This is a genomic window from Promicromonospora xylanilytica, assembly GCF_054782895.1.
Window position 1 is genome coordinate 327,020 of record NZ_BAAGRP010000001.1, and the last position, 13,403, is coordinate 340,422.

13 protein-coding genes are annotated in these 13,403 nt (G+C 72.5%); 7 read left to right on the forward strand and 6 right to left on the reverse strand.

All coding sequences use genetic code 11. The features are described from left to right. Window positions 1-86: 86 nt before the first annotated feature. From ACYVK7_RS01410 to ACYVK7_RS01430, 5 genes are read left to right on the forward strand one after another with little or no spacing between them, the layout of a single operon-like run. Entirely contained in the window at window positions 87-1,109 is a 1,023-nt protein-coding gene (locus tag ACYVK7_RS01410; RefSeq protein WP_460885885.1) for a sigma-70 family RNA polymerase sigma factor, read from the forward strand. Window positions 1,110-1,133: 24 nt separating this feature from the next. Then, window positions 1,134-1,595 (forward strand): universal stress protein, encoded by a 462-nt coding sequence (locus tag ACYVK7_RS01415; RefSeq protein WP_460885886.1) that lies wholly within the window; start codon window positions 1,134-1,136, stop codon window positions 1,593-1,595. Between the two features lie 50 nt (window positions 1,596-1,645). After that, complete coding sequence (locus tag ACYVK7_RS01420) at window positions 1,646-2,113, forward strand: fluoride efflux transporter FluC (protein WP_460885887.1); 468 nt, start codon at window positions 1,646-1,648, stop codon at window positions 2,111-2,113. Next, on the forward strand, window positions 2,110-2,514 hold the full coding sequence (locus ACYVK7_RS01425; protein ID WP_460885888.1) for a fluoride efflux transporter FluC: 405 nt from the start codon (window positions 2,110-2,112) through the stop codon (window positions 2,512-2,514). Before ACYVK7_RS01420 ends, ACYVK7_RS01425 begins: the two co-directional genes overlap by 4 nt. A 51-nt stretch (window positions 2,515-2,565) precedes the next feature. After that, complete coding sequence (locus tag ACYVK7_RS01430) at window positions 2,566-3,498, forward strand: 5'-3' exonuclease (RefSeq protein ID WP_460885889.1); 933 nt, start codon at window positions 2,566-2,568, stop codon at window positions 3,496-3,498. Window positions 3,499-3,555: 57 nt separating this feature from the next. Here the strand turns inward: ACYVK7_RS01430 and ACYVK7_RS01435 are convergent, their stop codons facing one another. After that, window positions 3,556-4,320: a sirohydrochlorin chelatase gene (locus tag ACYVK7_RS01435; RefSeq protein WP_460885890.1), complete on the reverse strand. Its 765-nt coding sequence runs from the start codon at window positions 4,318-4,320 to the stop codon at window positions 3,556-3,558. 105 nt (window positions 4,321-4,425) lie between these two features. Beyond that, on the reverse strand, window positions 4,426-7,113 hold the full coding sequence (locus ACYVK7_RS01440; protein ID WP_460885891.1) for a phosphoenolpyruvate carboxylase: 2,688 nt from the start codon (window positions 7,111-7,113) through the stop codon (window positions 4,426-4,428). Window positions 7,114-7,208: 95 nt separating this feature from the next. Between ACYVK7_RS01440 and ACYVK7_RS01445 the strand changes: the two genes are divergently transcribed. Continuing rightward, on the forward strand, window positions 7,209-8,093 hold the full coding sequence (locus ACYVK7_RS01445) for a DNA/RNA non-specific endonuclease (RefSeq protein ID WP_460885892.1): 885 nt from the start codon (window positions 7,209-7,211) through the stop codon (window positions 8,091-8,093). Here the strand turns inward: ACYVK7_RS01445 and ACYVK7_RS01450 are convergent. Next, a complete protein-coding gene (locus ACYVK7_RS01450; protein ID WP_460885893.1) occupies window positions 8,082-9,548 on the reverse strand; it encodes a dihydrolipoyl dehydrogenase family protein in 1,467 nt (488 codons plus the stop codon). The two genes, ACYVK7_RS01445 and ACYVK7_RS01450, sit on opposite strands and share 12 nt — an antisense overlap. 2 nt (window positions 9,549-9,550) lie before the next feature. Continuing rightward, the gene (locus ACYVK7_RS01455; protein WP_460885894.1) at window positions 9,551-10,111 is read right to left on the reverse strand and encodes a hypothetical protein; all 561 of its coding nucleotides are present in this window, start codon (window positions 10,109-10,111) and stop codon (window positions 9,551-9,553) included. A gap of 139 nt (window positions 10,112-10,250) precedes the next feature. On the opposite strand from ACYVK7_RS01455, the gene ACYVK7_RS01460 reads away from it, so the two are divergent. After that, window positions 10,251-10,802 (forward strand): TetR/AcrR family transcriptional regulator, encoded by a 552-nt coding sequence (locus ACYVK7_RS01460; RefSeq protein ID WP_460885895.1) that lies wholly within the window; start codon window positions 10,251-10,253, stop codon window positions 10,800-10,802. A gap of 3 nt (window positions 10,803-10,805) precedes the next feature. Here the strand turns inward: ACYVK7_RS01460 and ACYVK7_RS01465 are convergent, their stop codons facing one another. Both ACYVK7_RS01465 and ACYVK7_RS01470 read right to left on the reverse strand, forming a co-directional pair. After that, the gene (locus ACYVK7_RS01465) at window positions 10,806-11,591 is read right to left on the reverse strand and encodes a deoxyribonuclease IV (RefSeq protein WP_460885896.1); all 786 of its coding nucleotides are present in this window, start codon (window positions 11,589-11,591) and stop codon (window positions 10,806-10,808) included. Window positions 11,592-11,680: 89 nt separating this feature from the next. Then, window positions 11,681-13,369: a PQQ-binding-like beta-propeller repeat protein gene (locus tag ACYVK7_RS01470; protein ID WP_460885897.1), complete on the reverse strand. Its 1,689-nt coding sequence runs from the start codon at window positions 13,367-13,369 to the stop codon at window positions 11,681-11,683. Window positions 13,370-13,403 lie beyond the last annotated feature (34 nt).

Genomic DNA, 13,403 nt, shown 5'->3' on the forward strand with positions numbered 1-13,403 from the left:
CGGGCCGGGGTGAACTTCGGTCCGGCATCTTCGACCAGGGTCGAAACCCTGGGAGCGTGTCAGTGGTGCCGCGTACCGTGTGATCCATGGCACAGACAGCGTCAGAACCTAGGCACAGCACCGGTGGAAGCCTGGCGGCGGACGAGCTCTCCGCGCAGCTCGAGGTCTACCGTCGCGAGCTCACCGGTTACTGCTACCGCCTGCTGGGCGGCGCGTTCGACGCCGACGACGCGGTGCAGGAGACCCTGCTGCGCGCGTGGCGGTCGTACGAGCGGTTCGAGGGCCGTTCCTCGCTGCGCACCTGGCTGTACCGGATCGCCACCAACGTGTGCTTCGACCAGCTGGGCTCCAGCCGTGCCAAGCGTGAGCGCCCCATGGGCCTCGGTGCCGCGGTGGACCCGGTGGAGGAGAGCCTGGCGACGGTGCTGCCCGAGTATGCGTGGGTCGAGCCGGTCCCGACCGAGCACGTGCTCCCCGGTGCGGGCGATCCTGCCGACACAGCCGTGGCGCGGGAGTCCGTGCGACTCGCCTTCGTCGCGGCGCTGCAGCACCTGCCTGCCAAGCAGCGTGCCGTACTCATCCTGCGCGAGGTGCTGCGCTGGCCCGCCACCGAGGTGGCCGCGCTGCTCGACACCTCGGTGGCCTCCGTGAACAGCGCCCTGCAACGTGCGCGCGCCACGCTCGCCGACAAGGCACCTGGCCGCTCGGACACCTCCGAGCCCGCGGCCGCGCCGTCGGCGGACGAGGCCGAGCTGCTGGAGCGGTACGTGGCGGCGTTCGAGCGGTACGACATGAAGGCCCTGGCCAACCTGCTCCGCGAGGACGCGGTCATGAACATGCCGCCGTACGCGATGTGGCTGGAAGGCATCGAGAACATCCAGGCGTGGATGACCGGCCCCGGGTTCGGGTGCGAGGGCTCGCGCTGCCTGCCCATCCACGTGAACGGCACACCGGGCTTCGCGCAGTACCGGCCCGACCCCCAGGGCGGTCACTTCGCGTGGGGCATCGTGGTGCTGGAGAACGACGGCACGCACGTCACGGGCATCACCACGTTTCTCGACACGGAGAAGTGGTTCTCCCGATTCGGCCTGCCGAGCCACCTCGACTAGGCGTTTGGCCATACCCTCACAAGGGTGACTGTGCGATCCGTGGTGGTCGGCGTTGACCACAAGCACCCGGACCTGGCTCGGCGGGCAGCGTCGCTCGTCCAGTCCCTGGGTGGAAGCCTGATCGAGCTCGTATGCGTGTGGGTGGACGAGACCGCCGTCTCGGACTCGCGCGGGTTCACCGTGTCGGTGGACCCGGACATCGCGGTGTCCTCCGACGCGTACGGGGCCGACGTCCTGGCGGGGCTGAACAGGGCGATGGCCGACGTCGGCCTGCCCTGGTGCGCCCTGCGCGGCGCAGGTGACCCGGCCGCCGAGCTGGGACGGGTGGCCGACGAGGTGGAGGCCGCCATGATCGTCGTCGGCTCCCGGCGGCCCGGTCTGCGCAGTTGGGCGACGAACGTCGTGGGCGGTACGGTCGCCGGCCGGCTGATCCACAACCAGGCGCGCCCCGTCGTCGTGCTGCCGGAACCGGCGTCGGCCCCGTGAGCGATAGGTTCTTCCACAACCTGTCGGACGCGCACGAGGGGACACACCGGGTGACGCGAGCACCGCACCGCGACTGGCGGTACATCGGTCTGGTCGCGCTCGGCGGTGCCTGCGGTTCGGCCGCCCGGTACCTCGTCGGCATCTGGGCTACGGCCCCGCTCAACCTGCTCTCCGTCGCGCCGACGGGCACCGTCTCCCCGGTGCTCCTGTTCCCGGTCAGCACGTTCGTGGTCAACGTCCTGGGCGCGTTCGCCCTGGGCTATCTCCTGGAGGCCCTCGCCCGGCGGGGCCGCGAGACGGTCCGCCGCCGCAAGATCCGCCTCGGGATCGGCACCGGCGTTCTCGGCGGTTTCACCACCTACTCGGCGCTGGCGCTCGAGACGCAGCAGCTGCTCGCCCTGGGGCCGGGCTGGCTCGCCGTGCTGTACGTGGTGCTCACGCTCGCCGCCGGTACGGCAGCGTGCCTGGGCGGCGTCCGTATCGCGGCGCGTGCCGCCCTGCGTCGAAAGGCCCGGTGAGCCCGGTGGTCGAGCTGCTCGTGGTGGCGGTGGGGGGCGGCATCGGCGCCGCCGCCCGGTTCACGGTCGACGGCGAGATCCGCACCCGGCACAGCGGCGGGTTCCCCTGGGGAACGTTCGTGGTGAACGTCGTGGGCTCGTTCCTCATCGGGGTGCTCTCGACGCTCTTCTTCGCGCTCGTCGGTCGCGGCGTGCCGGGTGACCTGGCCCACCTGCTGCAGATCGCCCTCACCGTCGGCCTGTGCGGCGGGTTCACCACGTTCTCCACGGCAACCGTGGAGTCGGTACGCCTGGCCCGGTCCGGCCGGATGCGCCTCGCGCTGGCGAACGCCCTCGGCACGCTCGCGCTGACGGTCACGGCGGCCGGGCTGGGCACGGTCCTGGGCGGGGCGTTCGTCTGACCTGCTCGCGCCCGGCCGCCGGGTGTCGGTGGCGCGTGGCAGGCTTCCCCCATGAGCCTCATGCTCCTCGACACCGCCTCGTTGTACTTCCGTGCCTTCTTCGGCGTTCCCGACTCGCTGCGGGCGCCCAGCGGCATGCCCGTGAACGCGGTCCGCGGCCTGCTGGACACGATCGCGTGGCTCGCCACGACCCATGGCCCCGACCGCATGGTCGCGTGCTGGGACGACGACTGGCGGCCTGCCTTCCGGGTCGAGGCGATCCCGAGCTACAAGGCGCACCGCGTCGCGCAGGAGGTACCCGGCACCACCGGCATCGAGGAGGTGCCGGAGGTGCTGCGCGCGCAGGTCCCCGTCATCACCGACGTGCTCGCGGCGCTCGGTATCCCACGGGTGGGCGTCCCGGGTTATGAGGCGGACGACATCATCGGCACCCTCACGACCCGTGCTGTCGAGCAGCGGACCGGGCCGGTGGACATCGTGACCGGGGACCGGGACCTGTTCCAGCTGGTCGACGACGCCGCCGGGGTGCGCGTGCTGTATCCCGCACGTGGCATCCGCGACCCCGATGTGGTGGACGAGAAGCGGCTTGCCGAGAAGTACGGCGTCGCCTCCGGCCAGGCCTACGCCGACATGGCCACGCTCAGGGGTGACCCGAGCGACGGCCTCCCCGGCGTACCAGGGGTCGGCGAGAAGACCGCCGCCAAGATGCTCGCCCAGTACGGCACGCTGGCCGGCATCCTCGCGGCGCGCGACGCGGGCGACAAGGGACTGACCACCACGCAGCGTCGTCGCCTCCAGGAGGCCGACGCCTACCTGCAGGTCGCTCCGGTCGTGGTGCAGGTGGCGCGGGACGTGCCGCTGCCGGCCTTCGATCCCGCGGTGCCGAGCGCACCCGCCGACCCGGGGGCGCTGGACGCGCTCACCGCGCAGTGGGGCCTGCGCTCCAGCGTCGAGCGGGTACGGACGGCGTTCGGCTGGGCGTGAGCGTCAACGGACGGGTCAGGCGCGCCGGTCACGCCGTGGCTACGTCCGGCACGCGGATCACGCGCTGACCGCCGCGTCGTAGCGGTCCAGCGCCACCTGGACCAGGCGCGGGTCGGCGTCCTTCGCGCTGGCCTGGCCGGCCACGGGATCGGTCACCACGTCGGCGCCCGCCTCCAGCACGCGGTCCAGGAAGTATCCGGGCGCCAGCAGGTACGACACGATGATCACGCGTGCACCGGGCGTGGCTCCGGCACGCGCCGCGGCCACTGCGGCGGGCACGCGCGGTTCCGCTCCCGCCCCGTACGACGGCGTCACGGGGCGCCCCAGACGCTGCGCCAGCGCGCTCGTGACCTCCTCGACGGCGGTGGCGGCGGCCGCCACCGAGGACCCGGCGGCGGCGAGCACCACCACGTCGTCGGACCGGAACGGCCCGTGCGCCGCCTCTGCGGCGGCGTACCGGTCGGCGAGGATGTCGACGAGCAGCGGGTGCGGCCCGAGCGGCTCGGCCGCGACCGCGACAGGGACGCTGCCGGGGCTGCGGGGGCCGGGGCCGGCGGCGTTGACCGCCGCGACGGCCTGCGCGATGTCGTGGCGCACGTGGTACCCCGTGGACAGCAGCAGCGGCACGACGACGGCGCTACCCGCGTCACGCACCGCGGCCGCCAGCACGTCGCCGACCTCGGGCTGCTGGACATCCACGAACGCCTCACGCACGTCGAGCTCGGGACGTGCCGCCCGGATACCGGCGAGCACGGCCCGTACGGCAGCTTGACCAGCGGGATCGTCGGTCCCGTGTGACGTACCGACCAGTGCCGCGCTCATCGTCTCTCCCTCGTTCACCGGATCCACCCTTGGCCAGTTCGGTCCGTCGACCTCCGTGCGGTCGGTCGACCGACCGAACTCACCGCAGCGCTCCGGCCGCTCACCTCACCCCGTGTTCTGCAGGCCCGCCGAGACACCGTTCACGGTGAGCAGCAGCAGGTGCTGCAGGCGGCCGGCGTAGTCGCCGTCGACCGCGGACCCGCCGTCGGACCCGGTGCGCAGGCCACGCAGCGCGCGCACCTGCAGCAGCGAGAGGGCGTCGACGTACGGCGACCGCAGCTGCACGGCCCGGCCGAGCACGCGCTTGGAGGCCAGCGGCCACTCGTTGCCGCTGATCTTCAGCACCCACTCGCGGGTCAGGCTCAGCTCGTCGAGCACCATCTCCGCCAGGTCGTCGCGCGAACCCAGCGCGAGGTACTGCGCGGCGATGCGCTCGTCGGTCTTGGCGAGCGACATCTCGACGTTGTCGAGCAGCGTCTCGAACAGCGGCCACTCCTTGCGCGCCGCCCGCAGGAGCTCCACGTCACCGCAGGCGGCGAGCGCCGTACCCAGGCCGTACCAGCCGGCCAGGTTGATGCGGGCCTGCGACCAGGAGAAGACCCAGGGGATCGCGCGCAGGTCGTCGAGCGAGTTGACCGAGAGCCCCCGCTTGGCGGGACGCGACCCGATCGGCAGCAGCCCCACCTCCTCCAGGGGCGTGACCTGCGCGAACCACTGCGGAAACCCGTCAGCCTTCACCAGCTCGTGGAACCGGGCACGGGACGTCGCGTCGAGGTCGGCGGCGAGCGAGGCGAACTTCGTGGTCGCCGCCTCGTTGACGGTCTCGACCGACGGCGCGGAGGCCAGCAGCGTCGCCGCGGCGACCTGCTCGATGTGCCGGGACGCGATGACCGGGTCTCCGTACCGCGCGAGGATGACCTCGCCCTGCTCGGTCAGCTTGAACCGGCCGTCCACCGAGTGCGGCGGCTGGGCGAGCACCGCCCGGTTGGCGGGGCCACCACCGCGGCCGAGCGCACCGCCGCGGCCGTGGAACAGGGTGAGCTTCAGGTCGTTGTTGCGCGCCCACTCGGCGATCCGCGACTGCGCGTCGTGCAGGGCGAGGGTCGCCGCGACGGGGCCGACGTCCTTGGACGAGTCCGAGTAGCCGAGCATCACCTCGACGCGCCGGCCGTTCTCGGCCAGCCGCTTCTGCACGACGGGCAGCTCCAGCATCGAGTCCAGGATCGGCACCGAGTTCTGCAGGTCCGCGAAGGTCTCGAAGAGCGGGACCGCGTCGATCACGGGCCCGGCCTCGGGGTCGTCGGCGAAGGCGAACGCCGCCAGCTCGTAGACGGCGGCGAGGTGCTCGGGAGCCTGCGTGAACGACACGATGTACCGGCGCGCGGCACGCTCGCCGAACCTGCGCTGGATGGCGCCGAGGGCACGATAGGTGTCGAGCACCTCGCGGGTCTTGTCGCTGAGCGCGCCGCCCACCCCGAACTCGCGGATCTCGGCGAGCGCCGCGGCGTGCACCTGCGAGTGCTGCCGCACCTCCAGCTCGGCCAGGTGGAATCCGAAGGTCTGCACCTGCCAGACCAGGCGCTGCAGGTCGCCGTAGGCGGCGCGGGCAGCCCCCGCCGCGACCAGCGAGTCCTGCACCACCATCAGGTCCGCCTCGAGCTGTTCGGCGTTCGCGTACGCGAGGTCGGCGTCGCGCGACCGGGTGGCGGCGATCCGCTCGGCGAGCGCGAGCATGACGGCGCGGTGCGGTTCGTTCGGTGATGCGGCCTCGGCCCGCCGGGCCACGTCGCCGGACATCTGCCGGATCCGCTGCCAGAGCGCGTTGAGGTCCGACGACGGCACGGTGCCCTCGGCGTCGAGCGTGAGCTTGCGCCCGGTCTCGATCGCCAGCCGCTCCAGCGCCGCCAGCGCGTGGTCGGCGGCCAGGGTGGCCGCCTGCCGCGTGACCTCGGCGGTGACGTTCGGGTTGCCGTCGCGGTCGCCGCCGATCCAGGTCCCGAGCTTGACGAACGGCTTGGCGACGGGCGTGGCACGGCCCGCGTCGTCGGCGAGGAGCCAGTCGTCGAGGCGCCGGTACACGTCGCCGAAGACGTCGACGAGCACGGCGTCGAAGACACCCATGACCGTCTTGACCTCGTCGAGCACCGAGGGCTTGCTGGTCCGCACGGGCGCGGTGCGCCACATCGTGTCGATCTCGGCGAGGAGGCGTCGCTCGTTCTCCGCGAGGGTCACCCCGCCGGGGCGCCGCGTGTCCCGCTCGGCCAGGAGGTCCGAGAGACGGCGGATGGTGCCGCTGATCGCCCGGCGACGGGCCTCGGTCGGGTGGGCGGTCAGCACGGGCCGGAACTCGAGCTCGCCGAGCCTGCGCAGCGCCTCCTCCCGGCCCACCTCCTCGGTGAGCTGGGCGAACGCCGCCGGGATGGTGTCCTCGATGACGGCGGGCCCGGTGGTCGTCGCGGCCTCCCGCGAGCGCAGGACGCGGACCCGGTGGTACTCCTCGGCGAGGTTCGCGAGGTGGAAGTAGCAGGTGAAGGCACGGGCGACCTGTTCGGCGCGCTCCACGGAGAAGGACGCCACGACGTCGGCGGCCTCGTCCAGGGCGTGCGGCGACGGGTCGCCGTAGGCACGGATGGTCAGCTCACGGAGGCGTTCGACGTCGTCCAGCAGATCCTGGCCCCCGTCCTCACGGAGGATTCTGCCGAGAAGTCCGCCCAGGAGGCGCACATCCTCGCGCAGCGGGTCGGGTACCTCGTGCCGGGCGTTGCCGCGAACGGTCTGAGTTGATTCACTCACGGGCTAGAGCCTAGGACCAGATTGCCAATGTCCGTTCATCGTGTCCGGTTGTTGGTCTGGTCATGACCTCTCCGACTCTGGTTGGCTGTCTGTCTGTGACCGGCTACGACGCAGAGTTCCTCGGTTTCACCGTCCCTCTCCCCGTCCCGCCCGTCGAGGTACGTGTTCTGGATTACACCCACTTCTCGGTGCTGCTCGACCCGGGCCGGCGGCTCGCGGTGGCCACGGCCTGCGTGGTCGACGGCGCGGCGCTCCTCGCCCTGCGCCGTACCGGGCGCTGGCGCCTGGATGCCCGGGTTTCGAGCGCGGAGCAGGCGGGCAACGAGCTGTACACGGGCAACCCCCTCGACCGCGGTCACCTCGTCCGCCGCCTGGATCCCGTCTGGGGTGACGCCGAGACCGCCGCGCGAGCCAATCTCGACACGTTCACCTACCCGAACGCCGCACCGCAGGTGAACAGGTTCAACCAGTCCAAGGAGCTGTGGAACGGGCTCGAGGACCACGTGCTCGCGTACGCCGCCGCCCACGACCACCGCATCGCCGTGCAGACCGGGCCCGTCCTCGCCGCCGATGACCCGCCCTACCGCGGCGTCCACATCCCGCGCCTGTTCTGGAAGGTCGTCGCGTGGGTCGGGCCGGGCGGCGTGCTGCGGTCCACGGCGTTCGTGCTGGACCAGACCCCCCAGCTCGACGACGCCCAGCTCCACAGGATCACCGCCCAGGCCCTGGCCCGGGACGACATCCCGCCTCTCGGCCCGTTCCGTACCTACCAGGTTCCGGTGGCCGACGTCGGGGCACTGACCCGCCTCGGCCTCGGCCCCCTGCCGGCGGCGGACGTGCTCGCGGTGCCGCCTCCGGCCCGGCCGGGCGAGCCGGCGGGCACCCGGCCCACCGACATCACGATCCACCGCCTCCCGCGAGCACGTGCCTGGTCGGAGATCCGGACGCCCGACCAGATCGCCCTCCCCTCACCCCACTGACCCGGGGTCGCGAGCCGGACGTCCGTAGGTCTCCAGGAGACGGAGCCAGACCTCGCTCACGGTCGGGTAGGCGGGGACGGCGTGCCACAGCCGGTCGATCGGCACCTCGGCGGCGACGGCGATCGTGGCGGCGTGCAGTAGCTCCGCGACGTCGGGTCCGGCCACGGTGAAGCCCACGACGACCTTCCGCTCCTCGTCGACGACCATGCCCGCGCGTCCGGTGTACCCGTCGGCGTGCAGGGCGGCGCCCGCGACGGCCCCGAGGTCGTACTCGACCGCACGGATCCGCAGTCCGGCCGCCTGGGCGGAGGCAGCGGTGTGGCCGACGGTGGCGATCTCCGGGTCGCTGAAGATCACCTGCGGCACGGCGCGCTCGTCGGCGGTGGTGGCGTGCCTGCCCCACGGCGAGCTGTCCACCGGGGCACCGCTCGCCCGGGCGACAAGTGTGGCTCCCAGCGCCCTGGCCTGGTACTTGCCCTGGTGGGTCAGGGGAGCACGGCGGTTGACGTCACCGGCCGCATAGAGCCAGCCGTCGCCGACCGGCGTCCCGTCGGCGCCCAGCACGCGCAAGGAATCATCGACCCGGAGCCAGTCCCCGGGCGTGAGTCCGACGCGGTCCAGCCCGACCGCACCCGTGTTCGGCGTGCGGCCGGTGGCGATCAGCACCTCGTCGGCGTCGAACGGCGTGCCGTCGGTGAGGGTGACGTGCACCGTCCCTGCCGCGTCGCGGTGGACGCTGCCGGGCTCGCCGTGCAGGTGCAGCGCCACACCCTTCGCCTTCAGGGCCTCGGTCACCAGGTCGCTCGCGAACGGCTCCACGCCCGGCAGCAGACCGTCCCGGGCGACCAGCGTCACCTGCGCGCCGAGCGCCGCGAACGCGGTGGCCATCTCGGTTCCCACGACGCCGCCGCCGATGACCGCCAGGCGCTCCGGCACGGCCTGGGCCGCCGCGGCCTCCCGGCTGGTCCACGGCGCGGCCTCCGCCAGCCCTGGGACGTCCGGGACGCGAGCGCTGCTGCCGGTTGCGATGACGACGGCGTGCCGCGCCCCGAGCGTGGTCATGTGGCCGTCGGGACCCTCGACCTGGACGGTGCGGGCGGCACTGATGCGCCCGACGCCGCGGAACAGCGAGATCCCGGCCTGGCCCAGCCAGGTGACCTGGCCGTCGTCGTGCCAGTGCGAGGCGAAGGCGTCGCGGCGCGCCAGCACAGCGGCCGCGTCCAGCGTGCCGGTCACGGCGGCACCCGCCCCGGGGAGGCTCCGAGCGGCGCGCAGCGCGGCGGCGTCACGCAGGAGCGCCTTGGTGGGCATGCAGGCCCAGTAGGAGCACTCGCCGCCGACGAGCTCGCTCTCCACGATCGCCGCGGTGAGGCCGCCCTGGACGGCGCCGTCGGCGACGTTCTCGCCGACCGGGCCCGCGCCGATGACCACGACGTCGAAGATGTTCTCGGTCATGGTCAGCTGCCCTTCTTGGCGACGCGGTTCAGGCGCAGCGCGGAGACGAGGAAGAAGACGCCACCCAGGACCGCGTACCCGGCGACCGAGGTGAGCATCGCCCGGGGCCCGCCTGCCATGGCGATGAAGCTCGATCCCGCCAGCACGGAGATCCCGCCGCTGAGGATCATGGCCCACTGGCCACCGAGCGAGTAGCGCCGGATCGCGACGACGAGCTGCACGAGGCCCGCGGTGATCGCCCAGGCACCCCACACGCGCAGCACCGCGGGGATCCCCGATGTGACCGCTACGGCCAGGCCGATGGCCGTGAGCAGGCTGAGCGCCATGTTGAGGTACAGGCCGACCGTGGGCCGCGCGGTCTTCGAGGACCGGAAGTCGACGACGGCCGCCGCGACGTCGAACAGCGGGTAGAGCACGAGCAGCGCGATGGTGACCGGCCCGAGGCTCTTGCCGACGACGAACATCCCGGCCGCCCAGACGATGGCGAAGCCGAACCGGACGAGGTACAGGTTCCGGAGCGAGGTAGCGGTGGCGACGGCGGAGGATTCCGCGGTGATGGACATGAGATCTCCCTTGAGATGTCTAGGTAGACTGACTAGTTACTCTACCGAGGTGACAGTACACAGCACGCGGTTCCGTCGGCAAGAGGAAGTCGGAAAGAAGGGGGATGGGGCACGTATGATCGCGACCGTGCAAGGGTCCGTGCGAGACCGTCTGATCGAGGCGGCCAACGAGCTGTTCTACGCGCAGGGGCTGCGCGCGGTGAGCGTCGACAAGGTCATCGACCGCGCCGGGACCACGAAGGTGACGTTCTACCGTCACTTCCAGAGCAAGGACGCCTTGATCGTCGCCTACCTCGAGAGCCGCGCGGAGCTCGAACGAGAAGGCGTCGACGCCGCCATCGCCCACGGCGACGGGGACGTCGACGCGACGCTGCGTCTGATGGCCGAGGGGACCGGAGCCGCCGCCTGCACGCCTGGCTTTCGCGGCTGCCCGTTCATCAACGCCGCCGCTGAGTACCCCGATCCGGACAGCGCCGTCCGTAAGGTGGTCGACGCCCACCGCGCCTGGTGGGCGAGTGCCTTCGTGCGGCTGGTCGCACCGCTCGAGCCGGCTGATCCCGCCGCGGTCGCCGACGACCTGATGCTGCTCCGCGACGGGGTCATGGTCGCCGGCTACCTGGGGGACCCGGCCAGGATCGCGGCGTCGTTCCTGCGCAGCTGCCAGGCGGTCATTCGCTGCGCCGCTGCCTGAGAATCAGCCCAGGCGCTCGCGCAGCCAGGCGATATCGGGCGCCATGTCGCCCTTGGTCTCGCAGATGACGGGAGCTCCGGCTGCCGCGATCACGCCCACCAGCAGGTCCTCGGGGATCAGGCCCTTGCCGAAGTTGATGTGCCGGTCGGCACCGGAACCGGCGACGTCGCGGGAGTCGTTCGCGTGCACCAGGTCGATGCGGCCCGTGATCGCCCTGATCTGGTCGACCGCCGTGGCGAGGTCGATGCCACCGGCCCACGCATGGCAGGTGTCGAGCGTGAACCCCACGTTGTCCCCGCCGTTCGCCGTGGTCACGGCCGCCCACAGGGCCTCGATCCGGTCCAGGCGGCGCGCCATGGAGTAGTCCCCGCCCGCCGTGTTCTCGATGAGCACCGGCACGTCGGTCTCCAGGGCGTCGATCGCCTTGCGCCAGTTGTCGAAACCCTTGGCCGGCTCGTCCTTCGCGGTCACGTGCCCGCCGTGCACCACGACGCCCTTGGCGCCGATCGCGGCGGCACCGTCCATGATCTGCTGCAGCAGCTTGCGGCTCGGGATCCGGATGCGGTTGTTGGTGGACGCCACGTTGATCACGTACGGGGCGTGCACGTAGAGGTCCAGGTCAGCGGCCACCGCGTCGGCCCGAAGCGCCTCCGCGCCGCCCTCGTACGGGAGGTCGGGAACCTTCCATGCCTGCGGGTCGCTGAGGAACACCTGCACGGTGTTCGCACCGAGCGTCTTCGCCGCACCGATCGCGTCGGTCAGGTCCACGTGCGCGCCGATCTTCACCATGGACCCCACCATAGAACGGCACACCGACACGACGGCGGCCGGCGCGGCCCAGCGCCCGGGGGTTCCGGGGGGCCGGGCGGCTGGCACGGTCAGCCGAGGCCCCGCACACCCCCCGGCGTCACCGCGAGCAGGTGGCCGTCGACGGAGACCAGCGAGGCGTCCGGCCACCCGTCCAGGACGTCGACCATGGCCTCGGTCCAGACGAGGTCGCCCGAGACGGCGTCGAGCGACACGAGTCGTGCGCCGACCTCCTCGTCCAACAGATACAGGAGCACCTGCCGCCCGTCGGTGAAGGCGCGGTACCGGAACACGTTCGAGAGCGGAGTGGCGTCGACACGTTCAGCGGGGATCCAGTCCCACCGCTCGTCACCCGTGACGACATCGAGTCCGTGGACCGTTCCGCCGCCGTCCACGAGCACCGCCGTCTCGCCTGCCTCGGCAGCGAACCACACGAACCTCGACTCGTAGGACCCTGCCCAGAGCGGTGTCCCGTCAGGTTCATAGGCACGCAGGCGGGACCCGTTCCCCACCGCGCCGACCAGCGTGCCGGCGCCGTCGACCACGCTCGCCTCGAACGGACGCCCGGGGACCGTCGCGAGGACGTCGCCGGCGGCGGAGTACAGGATGCCCGACGTCTCGGAGCTGTACGACGACGCGATGTGGCCGCCACCGGTGAGGCTCGCGACCTGACCGTCTCCCGGCTCGCTCACGCCGCGGAGCAGTACGCCGTCCCGTGTGACGGAGGCATTGACGCCACAGCCGTACAGGTCCACACGAACGGAGGTGATCTGGGCGCCGAACGCCTCGGTGTCCACGGCGCGGCCGGTACTGGTCGTCGGATCCCCCGCCGGGGCCCACCTCCGGTTCGGTGGGACGGCGCACTCCCCCGCGGGTGTGGGCACGAACGGCACCGACACCGTCCAGAGCTCCGCACCGGTGACGGCGTCCTCCGCCCGGACGCCGATGGACCGGCCTGTGTCGACGGTTCCGGTGCACTCGCCCGCCGGCGCGCACGCGGCGCCCGCGAGCTCCGGCCTGGACTGGGAGCCGACTCGCCGAGCCCGCAGCACGGTGCCGCCGGGCCCTGGCCGGGCAGCCCCGTACCGGTCGAGGTCCTCCGCGTCGAGGGCACGCGGCGGTGACGGCCTGCCCTCGGGGCCCACCGCCACGACCTCGCGGTCCGCGTCGGCACCTTGGACGCACACCACGGTCGAGGTCACCGTGGTCTCCCACCCCGGGTAGCCGGCGGGACCGCACTCCGGCTGCTCGCCGAGCGGGACCGCCCACGCCCTGGCCCCCGACGACGCGTCCAGCGCGAGCAGCTCGTCGTCCGACACGAACACCAGCAGGCCGCCGAGCACCGCCACCTGGGCGAACCCGCCCTCGCCGTCGATCTCGCCGGAACCGACTCCGCCGTCCCACGCCCACTGCTCCGTCAGCGGCGAGGACACGTCCACCACCCCGCCGTGCACCCCACGCACACGGTCGATCCGTGCGGCGTCGCGCACGCCGTCCAGCGCGTACCCGGTCCCCAGCACGATCGCCAGCACCGCCGCGACCGGAGCCAGCAGGCGAAGACGTGCCCGAAGGCCGTCGCCGGGCACAGCACCGGCCGGGGGACCGCCGCCCGCCTGTGCCTCGTCCTCGAGGCCGCCCGGGCCGGCCCCCGTCGCCTCCGCCGCATCAGCCGGCACCTGGGTCGAGGACGCACCGGCACCCGCGTCGTCGTCGACGAGGTCGAAGACGAGTGCGCCGTCCTCTTCCGGATCAGGTGCCATGCGGCCGAGAGTATGCCGAGCCGGTCACCGATTC

What these genes read in the sequence shown, in the direction of transcription:
- ACYVK7_RS01410 (WP_460885885.1), top strand. Translation starts at nt 87, where the DNA reads ATGGCACAGACAGCGTCAGAACCTAGGCACAGCACCGGTGGAAGCCTG.
- ACYVK7_RS01430 (WP_460885889.1), top strand. Translation starts at nt 2,566, where the DNA reads ATGAGCCTCATGCTCCTCGACACCGCCTCGTTGTACTTCCGTGCCTTC.
- ACYVK7_RS01435 (WP_460885890.1), bottom strand. Translation starts at nt 4,320, where the DNA reads ATGAGCGCGGCACTGGTCGGTACGTCACACGGGACCGACGATCCCGCT.
- ACYVK7_RS01450 (WP_460885893.1), bottom strand. Translation starts at nt 9,548, where the DNA reads ATGACCGAGAACATCTTCGACGTCGTGGTCATCGGCGCGGGCCCGGTC.
- ACYVK7_RS01455 (WP_460885894.1), bottom strand. Translation starts at nt 10,111, where the DNA reads ATGTCCATCACCGCGGAATCCTCCGCCGTCGCCACCGCTACCTCGCTC.
- ACYVK7_RS01465 (WP_460885896.1), bottom strand. Translation starts at nt 11,591, where the DNA reads ATGGTGAAGATCGGCGCGCACGTGGACCTGACCGACGCGATCGGTGCG.
- ACYVK7_RS01470 (WP_460885897.1), bottom strand. Translation starts at nt 13,369, where the DNA reads ATGGCACCTGATCCGGAAGAGGACGGCGCACTCGTCTTCGACCTCGTC.